Source organism: Micromonospora globosa (assembly GCF_000717585.1).
In the GTDB taxonomy this organism is placed as follows: Bacteria; Actinomycetota; Actinomycetes; order Mycobacteriales; family Micromonosporaceae; genus Micromonospora; species Micromonospora aurantiaca.
Genome location: NZ_JNZR01000001.1, coordinates 490,318 through 505,371, shown reverse-complemented (window position 1 = coordinate 505,371; position 15,054 = coordinate 490,318). Strand labels below are relative to the sequence as shown.

The following is a 15,054-nucleotide window of genomic DNA, read 5'->3' as shown; positions in this document are numbered from 1 at the left end:
CCCTCACGGCGGCAGCCGGTGCCCGGTGACGGATGCTGCCCGGCTACCCGTCACCACACAGACGGGGCGGTCCGGCCGCGACAACGCTTTTTCTCGCGCCGGTTTTCCGCCGGGCGCCTCAGCGGGCTGTCAGGTCGGCGCCGACCCGGGTGCCGGTGCCCAGGTAGCCGGTGGACGGCAACCTCCCGTCGGCGCGCCGGGGCCCCTCGGCCGTCCGCGGATCGGTGGACCGCAGCCGGGCGGCGCTCCAGCCGTCGTCGTCCCACGAGTTTCCGGTGGCGGCGACGCGCTCACCGCCCCGGGCCGGCGTCCGGTTGTCCAGGGCCAGGTTCCACCGGGCCGTGCCGCCGGCGCCGGTCAGGTCGAAGCCAGCGCCACCGTTGCGGAACGCGGTGTTGCCGGTGAGGTCGATCCGGCCGGCGTTGGCCTCCACACCGAATCCGTGTCCCCGGTTGCCCCAGGCGGCGTTGTCCCGCACCCGGTGACCGGCCGGGACCGGTTCCCCGCCGCCGAGCGAGAAGCCGTACCCGTTGCTGTCCCAGCCGGTCACGCCCCACCGGTTCTGCCCGTTGCCGTAGGACCAGTTCCGCTCCACGGTGACCGGGTCGGCGAAGCCGCCGAGGTCGATGCCGTCGTCGGCGTTGTGGAAGGTCCGGTTGCCGCGCAGCACGTTGCCCGCGCCGTCGCCGAACTTGACCGCGAGCCCCACGCCGGCGCCGCCCGGGTCCGCCGGGTCGTAGCTGCGGAAGAAGTCGCTGTCGAGCACCTGGTTGCCCACTGTGCCCGGGTCGCGCAGCGTCAGGCCGGAACGGGCGTTGTCGTGCACGGACAGGCGACGGAACACGGTGTGGGAGCAGGCCCGGCAGACCCAGGCGTGGCTGCGGGAGCCGCGTACCTCGATGTCCTGCACGGTCCACCAGGCGGTCCGCTGGGTGACGGCCCAGGCGTCCGCGGGCACCGCGGCGGCGTCGAGCACCGGCCGCTCGCCCCGGTACGCGCTGAGCACGATGCGCCGGTCCGCCGTGCCGTCCGTACCGATGGTCACCGGCTCGGTCATCCGGTACGTGCCACCGCGCAGGGCGATGGTCTGGCCGGGCCGGACCACCTCGGCCGCCCGGTTCAGCGTGGCGTACGGACGGCGGAGGCTGCCGTCGCCGTCGTCGCTGCCGTCCGGGGCGACGACGATGTCGGCGTCGGTCACGCCGGTGAGCGCACGCGACGGACGCGGCGACGGGACGGCGGACGGGGCGGCGGACGGCGTTGCGGCGGCCGACGGCCCGCCCCGGACCGGGAGCGTCGGCGCGGCGGCCACCACACCGTCCCGGCCGTCCGGCTCGTGGCGCACGGCAAGGGTGAGCGCGGTGACGGCCAGGACCGCGACCGTGCCGGCGGCGACCGCCGCCTTCGACGACAACGCCCGCCGCAGGCCGCCCACCGCGGCCGGCGCCACGGGCGGGACCGCCACCACCGCCGGTTGCGCTTCGAGCGCCGCGCGCAGTCCGGCGGCCAGGCCGGCCGGCACCGCCAACCCGGCCAGGCCGGGCAGGATCTGCTCCGGCGTGCCGCGGCGTCCGCCCGCGGCGAGGCAGGCCGGGCAGGCCAGGACATGCCGGCTCAGCCGTTTGCGCCACAGCGGCACGAGCGTGCCGTCCCACGCCCGGGCGGCGACGGCCAGGCCGGGGCAGCGCGGCCGGGCCCGCCACGCGGCCAGGACGGTGTACGCCTGCGCGAGCCGGGAGCGCATCCGCTGGATCCGGACCGCCGCGTGGGAGGCGCCGACCCCGAGTGCCTCGCCCACGTCGCCGCGGGTCAGCTCCCCGTCCAGCTCCCGCCACCACAGCGCGAGCACCTCACGGTCGTCGGCGTCGAGCCAGGCGACCGCGGAGAGCACGTCCCGTCGCCGGGCGTCCCGGTCCACCTCGGACAGGGCCGCGCCCGCGGTGTCCGCGTCCGGATCCGGCACCTCCGCGTACGGATCCAGCGGCACCTGGCGGGCCCCGGCCCGGCGGCGGGCGTGTTCGCGGACCTGGCGGATGGCGATGGTGACCAGCCAGGCGCGGAACCGGTCCGGCTCGCGCAGCGTGGGCAGCCGCTCGACGACGCGGAGCATGACCTCCTGCACCACGTCGTCGACATCGGCGTGCCCGGCCAGCGCGCGTCCGACCACGTTGTACACCAGCGGCAGATGGGCGGCGAGAAGCGCGGTGAGCGCGGCCCGGTCACCCTGGCGTGCCGCCGTCACCAGTTCGACGTCCACCGCCGCCGTCACGGCGCACCGCCCTCCGGCTCCCGGGAGACGTGCCACCGCCGGCGATCGTGGGAGCGCGCCCACGAGGCTGGCACAGGGTCACGGGGTTGTAAACCCCGCTCGTGGTCGCGTCCGGGGCGCTCAGTCCTGGGCCTGCCAGCGGTAGAAGACGGTGGCCACCGAGTCCTGCGGGCCCTGCCACCGGTCCGGCCGGTACGGCTCGATGTACGGGCCCAGATCCTGCATCACCTTGCCGAACGCGGGCTTGTCGCCGTGCTGGTCCCGGGTGGCCTCGGCCGCCGACGACTCCTGTTCGAGCAGGTGCACGTAGACGTCGTCGATCGAGTAGAGCCAGCGCCCGGTGACCCCGAGGTCGGCCGGGAGCGACCCGGCGTCGGACTCGGCGAAGACCCGTGCCACGTCCGGCTCGGCGCCCGGCTTGATCCGCCCGACGATCACGGTGAGCGTGGTGTCGGCTGGCGGCTCGCCCTCGGGCGCCCAGTGGTAGAACTCCTTCGCCACCGAGTCCGACGGGTTCTTCCAGTAGCGCGGGTAGGGCGTGACGTACGGGCCGATCTCCTCGGCGATCTTCTGGAAGGCGGGCAGGCCGCGGGTCTGCCCGGAGATCCGCGGGTCCTGCTCCCGCTCGATCACGTGGATGTAGAGGTCGTGGTGCGACAGCAGGTACCGGCCGATGACGCCCAGATCCTGCGGCCGGGTGGCCTGGTCGTAGTGGCCGAACACGCCGCCGACGATCTGCTCGCTGCCGGGGACCATGTGACAGACGATCACGTTGCGGAAGACCATGACTGCTCCTTGGTGGGTGGGTTCGGACGGCGGCGCCGTCACGCGGTGAAGGTGACAGGCAGTTCCAGCAGGCCGCGGAACGGCGAGGCGGCGGGGAGCCGGCGCACCTCGGCCAGCGGCACGCCGAGACGCAGTCCGGGCAGCCGGCGCAGCAGCGCGCCGAGCGCGAGTTCGGCCTCCATCCGGGCCAGCGAGACGCCCAGGCAGTAGTGGACGCCGTGACCGAACCCGAGGTGCGGGCCCCGCACCCGGCGCAGGTCCAGCCGGTCCGGGTCGGCGAAGTGCGCCGGGTCGTGGTTGGCCGCGTTGATCGCCACCCCGACGATCGCGCCGCGCGGGATGCGTACGTCCTGGTAGTCGACGTCCTCGGTGGCGATGCGCGGGCTGGCCACGGGCAGCGGCCCGTCGAAGCGCAACAGCTCCTCGATCGCGGCGGGCAGCAGACGCGGCGTGGCGCGCAGCAGTTCCATCTGCTCGGGGTGGGTCAGCAGGGCCAGTACGGCGTTGCCGAGGAAGTCGGCGGTGGTCTGGTGCCCGGCGAACAGCAGCAGGAACGTGGTGGTGACCAGTTCCGCCTCGGACAGCGTCCCGTCCTGGTCGACCGCCTTGATCAGCGCGCCGATGATGTCGTCGGCCGGGTCGTCGCGTTTGGCGCGGACCAGCCCGGCCAGGTAGTGGTGCAGCCGGAGCTGGGCCTCCTGCACCGCCGCCCGCTCCTCGGCGGGGGGCCGGCTGGTGGAGCCGGAGGTGCGGATGACCTGGGTCCAGTCGAGCACCCGGCCGTGGTCGGCGGGCGGCACGCCGAGCAGTTCGCAGATGACTGTCATCGGCAGCGGGATGGCGAAGTCGTGCATCAGGTCCGCCTCGCCGTGCGGCGCCATCTTGTCGATGAGCTGGTCGACGATCGACGCCACCCGGGGGCGCAGCGCCTCGATCCGCCGGGGCGCGAACGCCTGCGACACCACCCGGCGCAGCCGGGTGTGCTCCGGCGGGTCGGAGTTGAGCATGTTGCGGTTCAGACCCTCGGAGTTCGGGCCGAAGATCTTCAGGTAGTGCTGCTCCGGTCCGTACAGGTCCTTGGACAGGCGCGGGTCGGTCAGCGCGGTGCGGGCGTCGTCGAAGCGGGTGATGAGCCACGAGTCGAAGCGCGGCGAGCCGACCGGGCAGACCGGCCGCTCGGCGCGCAGCCGGGCCAGGGTGGGGTACGGGTCGGCAGCGAACGCGTCGGTGTAGAGCTCGCTCGCCGGCACCACGTCGTCGGTCATCGCCCCTCCCCCGGCTCGCCGGTCACGCTGTGCAGCACCTGGTAGGTGTGCCGGTCGGCGGACTCCCGCAGCTCACGGATGATGCTCAGCAGCCGGTCCCGGTGCGAGCTGCGCCCGAACGCGTCGAGCCGCTCGCGGTCCGCCCAGTCGCTGATGATCAGATAGCTGCGCGGGTCGTCGGCGTCGCGGACCAGGTCCTGGTGCAGGCAGCCGTCCAGGGTGCGGATCTGTTCGGCGGCGGTGAGCCACTCCGCCTCGAAGCGCTCCTCGCAGCCCTCCCGGGTCCGCATCGACAGCACGGTCCGGACCCGGCTCACCGGGCGCTCCCGAACACCAGGTGCAGGTGCTTGCGCAGCGCGTCGGGGTCGACCGGCGCGCCCCGGAACCCGATGTGCCCGTCCGGGCGGATCAGGTACAGGCCGGTGCCGTCCAGCCCGTACGCGGCGCGGAAGCGGCGCTCGGCGTCGCGCACCACGGGCGGGTCGAGCAGTCGCGGTTCGTCGGCGTCCGGGTCGAGCAGCAGGTACGCCTCGACCTCCCCGCCGGCGAGCCGGCGCGCGTCGGCGCACAGGCCGGTGAACGCGGCCAACTGCCCCGCGTCGGCCGTGCGGTCGGCGTAGAGCAGCAGCGTGTGCCGGGTGCCCCGGGTCAGGTCGCGCAGCCGCAGCGGGTGGCCGACGCCGCGCCGGCGCAGCCCGTCGACGTCGGGCGCGATGTCGCCGGGGCGGGGCGCGTCACCGAGCGCGGCCGGGTCGGCGACGGTCTCCCCGACCAGCGGGCTGCCGGCGTAGCTGAGCAGCATGGACATCTCCTGGAGGAACTGCCGTTCCAGGTCGGCGCGGTCCACCTCCTCGGTGCCGGCCATCCGTACCGCCCGGCCGACGATCTCCTCGCCCTCCGGCCGCCGCTCGGTCTCGTAGCTGTCGAGCAGGCCGGGCGCGGCGAGCCCGCGTACCGCCAGGGCCAGCTTCCAGGCGAGGTTCCAGGTGTCCTGGATGCCGGTGTTCATGCCCTGGCCGCCGGCCGGCGGGTGCAGGTGGGCGGCGTCCCCGGCGACGAACACGCGACCGTCGCGGTAGCGGTCGACGATGCCGTGGCTGATCCGGAACACCGACGACCAGCGCAGGTTGCTCGCCCGGGTGCCGGGCGGCGCCAGGCGGTCCAGCGCGGCCTGCACGTCCTCGATCGTCGGTTCGTCGAGTTCCTCGCTGAACCCGGGCGGGGCGTCCCGTCCGCCGGTCTGGGCGAAGAACCGGGGCGGGGCGAGGGTGGCGATGCGGTAGCGGTGCTCGCCGCGCAGCGGTACGCAGACGAGCATCCCGTCCATCTGCCCGTCGGTCATGTGCAGGAACCGCAGCAGGTGCCCGTCCGGCATGTCCCAGTCCACGTCGACGTCCACCAGCATGAACAGTTGCGGGAACCGGCCGAGCCCGCCGGTGAAGGTGAGCCCGAGCCGCTCCCGTACCCGGCTGTGCGCGCCGTCGGCGCCGACCAGGTACGCCGCGCGTACCGTCTCGGTGCCGCCGTCGGCGGTGCGGACTGTGGCGGTCACGCCGTCGGCGTCCTGGGTGAAGTCGACGAGTTCGGCACCGCGCTGCGGGCGGACCCCGAGCGTGGCCAGCCGGGCGGTGAGGATCCGCTCGGTCTCGTACTGCGGCAGGCCGAGGTGGGCGTACGGCAGGCCGGGCAGTTCCCAGCTCATCCGGTGGGTCTGCTCGCCGTTGACGAAGACCGTGTTGCCGGTGAGCCAGATGCCGGCGTCCATGGCCTCGCGGACGACGCCCTGCTCCTCCCAGATCTCCATGGTGCGGCAGTGCACACCGATCGCCTTGTCGGCGTGGCCGGGCGGGGTGGCCTGCTTGTCGATCACCAGGCAGTCGATGCCCCGCCGGGCCAGTTCGACGGCGGCGGTCAGCCCGGTGGGCCCCGCCCCGACGACGAGTACGTCTGTTGTCCTGTGCACGTCGGCCTCCCAGCCCGTGGTGGGTTGTCGGCGGCCGTCCGCGTCGGGCACGACGTGGAACAGCCGGCGCCGGATGTCGAGAAGGAACGGCGCGATCGGCCCGGCCTGCGCCGAGGCGTGGGCCGGGTCGCCGATCCAGGCGAGGAACGGCGCGGCGCCGTCCCACTCGGCGAAGATGTGGTGGATGTCCGAGCCGGGCTCCCGCAGCAGTTGTTCGCGGCGGTAGCCGGGTATCGCCGCCATCCGCCGGACCACCTCGGGGTAGCCGCTGTGGAACTCGGCGAGCCGGTCGAGCGGCACTGTCAGTTCGACGTCCACGTAGACCGGACCCGTCCCGTCCCCGGTCTCGCGCATCAGCGGGTAGCCGGGGTCGCCGTCCGGCTCGGTCAGCGGCCGGAGCAGGTCGGCCAGGCGGGCCGCCACCGGCCCCCGCCGGTACGCGCGCAGCGCCGCCTCGTCGGCCCACTCGGTGACGACGACGAAGCCGCGCGGGTCGAGGGCGTCGCGCAGCAGCTCGTGCCGCAGGTTGCCGACCAGCGCGCCGAGCTGCCCGGCGACCGTCTCGAAGGCCGGCCCGACCGCGGGCTCGCAGCCGGTGCGCGCGCGCAGCCGGAGCATCGTCCTGATCATGCAGCCCCCTCGAACGGTGCCGTCGTCGTGCCGCGACCCTGCCGCAGCGCGCGTCACCCGCTCGTCACCGTCGACCCGCCGCACGTCCGGTCCCGGTGACGCCGCCGGGACGGCGGCGCTTATTGCAAAACTTTGGCAACAAGCCTCGACAGGTCCACCGGCGGTAACTATCGTGAGCGGCATGACTCCTTACGATTTGGACGTGCGGGCCTGGCAGGAGAGCTGGGACCGGCAGCAGGAGGCGTACCTGCCCGACCGGGAGCACCGCTTCGCGGCGATGCTCGACGCCGTCGAGGCGGTCGCCGGCGACCGGCCGCCACGCGTCCTCGACCTCGCGGGCGGCACCGGATCGATCAGCCTGCGGACGCTGGCCCGCCGGCCGGACGCCGAGGTGACGGTGCTCGACCTCGACCCGGTGCTGCTCACACTCGCCGAGGCGGCGCTGGCCGGGCGGGCCACTGTGGTGACCGCCGACCTCAACCGGCCCGACTGGGCCGCCGCGCTGCCGCACCGCGACTACGACGCCGTGCTCACCGCGACCGCCCTGCACTGGCTCGACGGTCCGCGCCTCGCGCGGTTGTACGGCGAGATCCGCGACGTGCTGCGCCCCGGCGGGGTGTTCGTCAACGCCGACCACATGCCCGACGAGGGGATGCCGACGCTGACCGGCCGACTGCACACGCGGGCCGGCGAGCAGCGGGCGGCCCGGCACCGCGCGGGCGCGGCGCTGTCCTGGTCGGACTGGTGGGAGCAGGCAGCCGACGATCCGGTGCTCGGGCCGCTGGTGGAGAAGCGGCGGCAGATCTACCCGACCGGGCACAGCCCGGAGTGGAACCCGCCCGCGACCTGGCACCTGGACGCGCTGCGCGCGGCGGGCTTCACCGAGGCCGGCGTGCTCTGGCGCGGCGGCGCGGACGCCGCGGTGGCCGCACTGCGCTGACCCCGGCGGCGCAGCCGGCTCGGCGGCGACCGACGCCGCGCGGGCGCCCGAGGGCGGCGGGCGGTCAGGACAGCAGTCGGGCCAGTTCGGTACGCGAGCGGACGCCCAGCCGGTGGAAGACGTTGCGCAGGTGGTGGTCGACGGTCCGGGTGGACAGGCACATGCGGGTGGCGATCTCCCGGTTGGTCGCCCCTTCCGCGACCAGCCGGGCGATGTGCAGTTGCTGCCCGGTCAGCAACTGCTCCGGGCCGTGCCGCACCGGCCCGACCGACTCCCCCGCCGCGCGCAGCTCCTCCCCCGCCCGGTCGGCCCAGACGGCGGCGCCGAGCAGGGTGAACGCCTCCCGGGCCCGGTGCAGGTGCGCGCGGGCGTCCCGCGGCCGGCGCCGGCGGCGCAGCTCGCGGCCGAACAGCAGCTCGGTGCGGGCGCGCTCGAACCGGTCGGTGTCGGCCGGGTGCAGCCGCAGCGCCGTGTGGAACTCCCGTTCGGCCTCCGGACCGCCGCGCGGCGCGAGCAGCGCCCGGCAGCGCGCGGCGAGCGCCCGCCGCGACGGGCTCGCCGTACTGCTGGCCCAGTGGTCGAACACGGCGAGCGCGGCGGCCGGCCGCCCGCCGTCGTGGGCGGCGGCCTCCACGAGGTACGGCGTGGCCATCACCTGGACCAGCACCTGCCCCCGGCCGGTGCGGGTACGGGCCAGCGCGGACAGCCGGGCCACCGCGTCGGCGTACCGGCCGTCGATCAGGTCCAGCACGCCGAGCGCCCAGCGGGCGTAGGCGTCCGGCCGGCTCCCCGGCGCGGCCCCGTCACCGATCTCGGCGATCCGGGCCAGCGCGGCGTCCCGGTCGGCGCGGACCGCGGCCAGCACGGCGAGGATGCCGAGGTGCACCTGGGCGCACACGTGCTGGCCCGTGGCGCGGGCCGCGCGCACGCCCTCGCGGGCGGTCTCCGCCGCGGCCTCGTGCCGGCCCAGCCAGTACTCGGCGACCGCCCGCAGCTCCAGCGCCCGGGGCAGCAGGGACAGCTCGCCGCGTGAGCGGGCCGCCTCGGCCGCCCGGCCGGCGAGCCGGTGCGCGGGACCGTCCACTGCGACCAGCAGTGCGGCCGCGGCGGCGCAGACGAGCGCGCCGGGGGTGAGCGCGGGCCCGGTCAGCCGGCCGCCGAGGACGACGACCCGGCGCAGCGCCGGGCCGCCGCGCGCGTGGTCGCCGCGCAGCGTCGCCCCGACGCCCGAGGCGAACGTGGCCAGCAGGTCGAGCTCGGGCGGGTCGCCGGGCCGCCGCAGCGCCTCGGCCCGGCGGGCCACCTCGGCGTACCGGTACTGGTCGCCGGTGACGCAGATGGCCTCGCCGGCCCGGACCAGCGCCAGCAGCGCGGCCCGCCGGTCGGCCGGCGCGACCGCGTCGGCGGCGGCCAGCAGCGTGACGACCGCGGCGGCGGGCGCGTCGCAGCGCAGCTGCATGTCGCCGCGGAGCAGGTCGGCCCGGCCCTCGACGGGCGACGCGGCGGGCAGGCGTCGCAGCAGCCCTCGGGCCTGGTCCGGGTCGCCTGCTGTCCAGGCGCACCGCGCGGCCGCGACTGTCAGTTCGGCGGCGCGGCCGGGGTCGGGGCTCAGTTCGGCGGCGCGGCGCAGCACGACCGCCGCGGCGGCGCGGTCCGGCACCTCGTCGACAGCCGCGCTCAGCTCGGCGGCGAGCACGTCGGAGGGACAGTCGGCGGCGGTGGCGTGGCGCAGCGCCCGGCCCAGCGTGCCCTCGGCGAGCGTGCCGGCCAGCAGCAGGTGCGCCGCGCGCAGGTCGGCGAGCGGCGCGACGGCGGTGATCATCGTGCGGGCGAGCGGGTGCGGGAACGTCACCCCGCCGGGCCCGGTGCGCAGCAGTCCGGCGGCCTCGGCGGGAGCGAGCGCCTCGACCGTCAGCCCGGCCGCCCACGCGGCGCGGACCAGGGTGCCCGGGTCGTCGCCGGGGTCGAGCGCGGCGAGCAGCACCATCCGCCGGGTCGGGACCGGCAGCCGGTCCAGGCGGGCCCGGTACGCGGCGGCGAGCGCGCCGTCCACGGGCGGCGCGTCGGGCAGCGGCGCCTCGCCCCGCCACTGGGCGGGGGTGAGCGTGCCGGCCAGGTCGGTCAGCGCCGCCGGGCTGCCCCGGCTGAGCGCGGCCAGTGCGGCGGCGACCGGCGCGGGCGGCCGCTCGCGGAGCCCGGCGAGCATCGCGTGGCACTCGTGGGCGTCCAGCGGGCGCAGCCGGTGAGCGGGTACGCCGTCGACGGTGGCCGGTGCGGTCGCGGTCAGCAGCATCGCCACCGGCAGCCGGCGCAGCCGGCGCGCCACCACGGCGAGCGTCCAGGCGCTCTGCGGATCGCCGGTGTCGAGGTCGTCCACCGTGCACAGCATCGGCCGGTCCGCGGCTACGGCGGCGAGCAGGGAGCGCACCGCCGCGGCCAGGGCCAGCCGCTGCTCGGCCGGGCACCCGTCGCCGCCCAGCGCCCGGCGCAGCAGCCGGCGTTGCCGCACCGGGAGTGCGGTGTCCGCGTCCAGCACCGGGTCGAGCAGGCGGTGCAGCCCGGCGTAGGGCAGTGTCGCCTCGTCGGCCAGGCCGCCGCCGGCGAGCACCGCGCGCTGCCCGGCCCACCTGCGGGCGTACGCCAGCAGCGCGCTGCGCCCGGAGCCGGGCGGCCCGTGGAACAGCAGGGCGCCGCCGTCGTCGCGGTCGAGGAGCCGGCGGATCGCGTCGCACTCGTCGTCCCGGCCCCGCAAGGCTATATGCACTGTCGATGCAGAAACCATGCATGCAGTGTCACAGATGGGCAACCCGTCGGAAAAGAGGCGGACACGCTCCCGGGGTGGCCGCCGTGGCGACCACCCCGGGAGCGGAGGGGATCAGGAGCTGGGGCAGGTGTTGCGGTACTCCTCGATCGCCGACCCGGTCGGACCGGGGCAGAGGAACTGCTCGTAGCGGGTGTCGTCGTCGACGAACCGCTTCAGCCACGCGACCGTCTGCTTCGCCGTCGGCGTGTTCACGGTCTGCGGGAAGAAGTGGCTCGCGCCGTTCAGCTCCAGGTACGCCTTCTCCGAGGACGCCGGGATGCTGTTGTAGAACGGGATCGAGTGGCTCGCCACCGGTGCCACGCTGTCGCTCTCGCCGCCGATGATGAGCGTCGGCACCCGTACGTCGGACCAGGTCTTGTCCAGGTTCCACGGCGCGAGCGGGACGGCGGCCTGCAACGACGGCCGGGCCGCCGCGGCCTCCAGGCTGCCGCCACCACCCATCGAGTGCCCGGCCACTGCCAGCCGGGAGGAGTCGATCCGGCCCCGGACCGAGCTGCGCTGGGTCAGGTAGTCCAGCGCGGCCAGGAGCTGGCGGCCCCGGCTGTCCGGCTGGTCCAGCCGCGTATTGGTCTCGATGCCGATCACCACGAAGCCGTGCGAGGCGATCCGCGGCCCCAGCCAGCTCAGGCTGGACCACGAGGCGGTGTAGCCGGGCGAGATGGCGACCGCGCCGAAGGTGCCCTCGGCGGTGCTGGTCGGGTAGTAGATGACGCCGCCGCCGAAGCCGGTGACGCTCAACGAGGAGACGTTGATCGAGGAGGTGGCGAACGGCCCGCGACTGGCCTCCAGGATGGCGTTCGTGGGCGCCGGGCCGCGCTCGTAGGGGCTGGCCGCGTTCGCGGCGACCGGGACGGCGAGGGCGCCGCCGGTGGCGAGCAGTGCGGCCACGGCGAGGCGGGCCAGGGCACGGACGGAGGTACGGGAACGGATGGTGGTGGGCACGTCGGTCACTCCTTGCGCCGGAATTACATCGACATGCGTCAGCATCCGCGCCCGGACCGCCGACGCGCATCGGTGAAATCACCGGTCCCCCGGCACCGACGGTGACCCGGCCGTGACATGCACGGCGGACGATTGACCCCATGCATCCGACCCGACGGCGCCTGACCCGGCGGCACCTGCTCGGCGCCACAGCGGCGGCGGGCGTCACCGGCCTGGCCACCGGCTGCGACCCGGACCGCCCGGCGGCCGGGACCGCGGTGTCCGACGACGCGCCCGCCCTGGATCCGGCCAGTTGGGACAGCGTCCGCGCCCAGTTCGCGCTCGACCGCTCCCGGGCGCACCTGGCCACGTTCGTCTTCGCCCCGCACCCGGCCCCGGTACGGGCCGCCGTGGCCACCCACCGCGCCGGCCTCGACCGGGACGCCTCCGGCTACCTGGCCGCGAACGAGGAACGGCTGGACCGGGCGGTGCTCGCCGCGGCGGCCGGGCACCTCGGCGCCCGCTCGGACCACATCGCGCTCACCGACTCCACGACCATGGGCCTCGGCCTGGTCTACAGCGCGATCCGACTGCGACCGGGCGAGGAGGTGCTGACCACCGAGCACGACTTCTACGCCACCCACGAGGCGCTGCGGCTGCGCGCCGAACGCGACGGGGTGACAGTACGCCGGGCCCGCCTCTACCGCGACGCGGCCACGGCCGGGGCGGACGAGATGGTCGCGGGACTGACCGCGGCGCTCACGCCGCGTACCCGGGTGGTGGCGCTGACCTGGGTGCACTCCAGCACCGGCGTGAAGCTGCCGGTACGCCGGCTGGCCGAGGCGGTCCGCGAGCGCAGCCCGGAGGCGTTGCTCTGCCTCGACGCGGTGCACGGGTTCGGCGCCGACGCGTCCACACCGGAGCAGCTCGGCTGCGACGTGCTCGTCTCCGGCTGCCACAAGTGGCTGCTCGGGCCGCGCGGCACCGGCCTGGTCTGGGCCGCCGAGCGGGCGTGGGCCCGGATGACGCCGGTGATCCCCAGCTTCGACAGGCGCGGCATCGGTCGCTGGCTCGCCGGCGGCACGGGTGGGCAGCCCGTGCCACCGGGCCCGGCGCACACGCCCGGCGGCTACCACAGCTTCGAGCACCGCTGGGCGCTCGCCGACGCGTTCGCGTTCCACCGGCGCATCGGCCCGGCCCGGGTCGCCGGGCGCACCCGGGAACTCGCGGACCTCCTCAAGGAGGGGCTGGCCGGGATCCGGGGCGTCCGGCTGGTCACGCCGCGCGACGCCGACCTGTCCGCCGGGGTGGTCTGCTGCGAGGTGCCGGGCGTGCCGGCGGACCGGGCGGTGGACCGGCTGCGGTCGGCCGGCGTGATCGCCAGCAGCACGCCCTACCGGCCGTCGTACCTGCGCTTCGGCGCGACGATCGCGAACGGCGAGCAGGACGTGGAGGCGGCGCTGCGGGCGGTCCGCACGCTGGTCTGAGCCGCTCCGGCTGTCACTCGGTGAACTCGCAGAAGGACAGCACCCTGTCGAACCGCCGGGCGGCGAGGTCGTCGTGGCGGATCAGGAACCGCGCGTTGACGTACTCCTCGTCCGGTACGCCGAACTGGGCCAGTGGCACCCACTCGCGCATCACCCGCTGCTCCTCCTCGTACAGAGCCACCATCTGCTCCTGGCGGGGTAGCGACCTCGCCTGCCGCTCCCGCTCCATCATGATCACCTCGGGCGGGTCCTGCGCCGAGATGGTTTGACATCCTCTCCGCCCTAAGGGACGGAGATTCCCTCCACGCTGCGCGTGGAACACGCGGCGTCCGGGTGGGTTCCCGCTTCGTTGCGCGCCGCCGGGACGAGCCCCGGTCTTACGTGCGCTCCACGGGCGTTGAAGTCCGCCTGCCCGGCGGCCTTGACGTTCTTCGCGGCGTTCACGTCCCGGTCGTGGGCTGCCCCGCAGGGGCAGTCCCACGCTCGGACGTTGAGCGCCATCTTCTCGTTGATCCGGCCACAGTCGGAGCACATGCGGGTGGACGGGAAGAACCGATCCACCCGGCCGAAGGTGCGTCCGTACCGGGCGGCCTTGTACTCCATCATGGCGGTGAAGCTGGCCCAGCCCGCGTCGTGCACGGACTTCGCGAGCCGCGTCCGGCCGAGACCGACGACGCACAGGTCCTCGACGTACACCGCTTGGTTCTCGCGGATGATCGCCGTGGACAGCTTGTGCTGCCAGTCCCGCCGCATGTCGGCCACCCGGGCGTGCGCCCGTGCGACCTTGACGACGGCCTTCTTGCGGTTGGCCGAGCCCTTCTGCTTGCGGGACAGGTCGTGTTGCAACCGCTTGAGCTTGCGCGCGGCCCGGCGCAGGAACGTCGGCGCCGCCACCTTCGTGCCGTCCGAGAGCACCGCGAAGTGGGTCAGGCCCAGGTCGATCCCGACCTCGGAGTCGACCGGCGGTAACGCCTCGTCCTCGCCCGTCTGCACGACGAACGACGCGAAGTACCGTCCGGCCGCATCCCGGATGATCGCCACCGATGACGGGTCTGAGGGCAGCGTCCGGGACCAGCGGACTGCGAGGTCGCCGATCTTCGGCAACCGCAGCCGGTCGTTGTCGAGGACCTTGAACCGGGAGTTCTTCGTGAAGCGGATGGCCTGCCGGTTGTCCTTGCGGGAGCGGAACCGGGGAGGTGCGACCTTGCGGCCCTTGCGCTTGCCCGTGATCGAGTTGAAGAAGTTGCGGTACGCGGTGTTCAGGTCCGCCAGTGCCTGCTGCAACACCACGGTGGAAACCTCTCCCAGCCACGCGCGTTCCGGCGTCGCCTTCGCCTCGGTGATCAGACGCCGGGACAGCTCCCCGTCGGAGATGTACTTCTCCCCCGCCTCCCGGGCCTGCTGACGCAGGCGCAGCCCGTCGTTGAACACAACCCGCGCGCACCCGAACGCCCGCGCCAGCTCGATCTGCTGGCCAGGCGTCGGGTACACGCGGTAGTTGTACCGGAGCTGCACACACACAAGTGTACACAAGGTTACGATGGCGACTATGAGTGACACCCGCGAAAATGAGATCAGCGTCCGCGAGCTGCGCAAGACGCTCGCCGGAGCGCTCAACGGCGTCGCCGTCTACGGCAAGACCCTTTACGTGACCAACCACGGACGCCGGATCGCTGCCATCGTGCCGGTCCCCGTGGCCGAGCAGAACGAGCGGGCGCGAGGTTAAGGCACTGCTCGGGCCTTGGCGGCCCTCCCAGCGCGGGCCTTCCCCGGCCTGAAGGCCGGAGCACTGGCCCGCACTTCGGTAGCCGCCGATGAAGACGTCCTCCGGCAGCCACGACTGCCGCTCCGGCCAGAGCTGCTCGGCCAGCGCACTCATTGAGGTGCGGCATGTCGCGCAGCAGCCGGATCTGGGTGGCGCTGAGCCACTCCTCCGAGCGGTCCAGCCAGTCCGGCAGGTCCGCCTGGA

At 74.8% G+C, this 15,054-nt stretch carries 12 protein-coding genes; 3 read left to right on the top strand and 9 right to left on the bottom strand.

The window, feature by feature from the left end:
* Nucleotides 1–118: 118 nt before the first annotated feature.
* From IF06_RS0101930 to IF06_RS0101910, 5 genes are all read right to left on the bottom strand, one after another.
* A complete protein-coding gene (locus IF06_RS0101930) occupies nt 119–2,269 on the bottom strand; it encodes a sigma-70 family RNA polymerase sigma factor (protein WP_030268520.1) in 2,151 nt (716 codons plus the stop codon).
* 120 nt (nt 2,270–2,389) lie between these two features.
* A complete protein-coding gene (locus IF06_RS0101925; protein ID WP_013286776.1) occupies nt 2,390–3,055 on the bottom strand; it encodes a TcmI family type II polyketide cyclase in 666 nt (221 codons plus the stop codon).
* A gap of 38 nt (nt 3,056–3,093) precedes the next feature.
* Nucleotides 3,094–4,320 carry a cytochrome P450 family protein gene (locus IF06_RS0101920; RefSeq protein ID WP_030268518.1) on the bottom strand — a complete coding sequence of 409 codons (1,227 nt, stop codon included), beginning with the start codon at nt 4,318–4,320 and terminating at the stop codon, nt 3,094–3,096.
* A complete protein-coding gene (locus IF06_RS0101915; protein WP_013286778.1) occupies nt 4,317–4,637 on the bottom strand; it encodes a putative quinol monooxygenase in 321 nt (106 codons plus the stop codon). The genes IF06_RS0101920 and IF06_RS0101915 overlap by 4 nt, the downstream gene beginning before the upstream one ends.
* Nucleotides 4,634–6,913 (bottom strand): FAD-dependent oxidoreductase, encoded by a 2,280-nt coding sequence (locus IF06_RS0101910; RefSeq protein WP_030268516.1) that lies wholly within the window; start codon nt 6,911–6,913, stop codon nt 4,634–4,636. Before IF06_RS0101910 ends, IF06_RS0101915 begins: the two co-directional genes overlap by 4 nt.
* 181 nt (nt 6,914–7,094) lie before the next feature.
* Here IF06_RS0101910 and IF06_RS0101905 point away from each other — a divergent pair, with 181 nt between their 5' ends.
* The gene (locus tag IF06_RS0101905) at nt 7,095–7,853 is read left to right on the top strand and encodes a class I SAM-dependent methyltransferase (protein WP_030268514.1); all 759 of its coding nucleotides are present in this window, start codon (nt 7,095–7,097) and stop codon (nt 7,851–7,853) included.
* A gap of 64 nt (nt 7,854–7,917) precedes the next feature.
* On the opposite strand, the gene IF06_RS0101900 is transcribed toward IF06_RS0101905, so the two are convergent.
* Together IF06_RS0101900 and IF06_RS0101895 are read right to left on the bottom strand one after the other, a co-directional pair.
* Nucleotides 7,918–10,635: a helix-turn-helix transcriptional regulator gene (locus tag IF06_RS0101900; protein ID WP_030268512.1), complete on the bottom strand. Its 2,718-nt coding sequence runs from the start codon at nt 10,633–10,635 to the stop codon at nt 7,918–7,920.
* A 93-nt stretch (nt 10,636–10,728) separates the two neighbouring features.
* Nucleotides 10,729–11,619, bottom strand: a complete 891-nt coding sequence (locus tag IF06_RS0101895) for an alpha/beta hydrolase family protein (protein WP_013286782.1) — start codon at nt 11,617–11,619, stop codon at nt 10,729–10,731.
* Between the two features lie 140 nt (nt 11,620–11,759).
* Between IF06_RS0101895 and IF06_RS0101890 the strand changes: the two genes are divergently transcribed.
* A complete protein-coding gene (locus IF06_RS0101890) occupies nt 11,760–13,085 on the top strand; it encodes an aminotransferase class V-fold PLP-dependent enzyme (protein WP_030268509.1) in 1,326 nt (441 codons plus the stop codon).
* Nucleotides 13,086–13,098: 13 nt separating this feature from the next.
* On the opposite strand, the gene IF06_RS0101885 is transcribed toward IF06_RS0101890, so the two are convergent.
* Nucleotides 13,099–13,266, bottom strand: a complete 168-nt coding sequence (locus IF06_RS0101885) for a DUF1963 domain-containing protein (protein ID WP_225319552.1) — start codon at nt 13,264–13,266, stop codon at nt 13,099–13,101.
* Between the two features lie 101 nt (nt 13,267–13,367).
* On the bottom strand, nt 13,368–14,600 hold the full coding sequence (locus IF06_RS0101880) for an RNA-guided endonuclease InsQ/TnpB family protein (protein WP_145753481.1): 1,233 nt from the start codon (nt 14,598–14,600) through the stop codon (nt 13,368–13,370).
* A gap of 34 nt (nt 14,601–14,634) precedes the next feature.
* Here IF06_RS0101880 and IF06_RS0101875 point away from each other — a divergent pair, with 34 nt between their 5' ends.
* Nucleotides 14,635–14,811, top strand: coding sequence for a hypothetical protein (locus IF06_RS0101875; protein ID WP_225319553.1), 177 nt, complete (start codon nt 14,635–14,637; stop codon nt 14,809–14,811).
* Nucleotides 14,812–15,054: the final 243 nt, after the last annotated feature.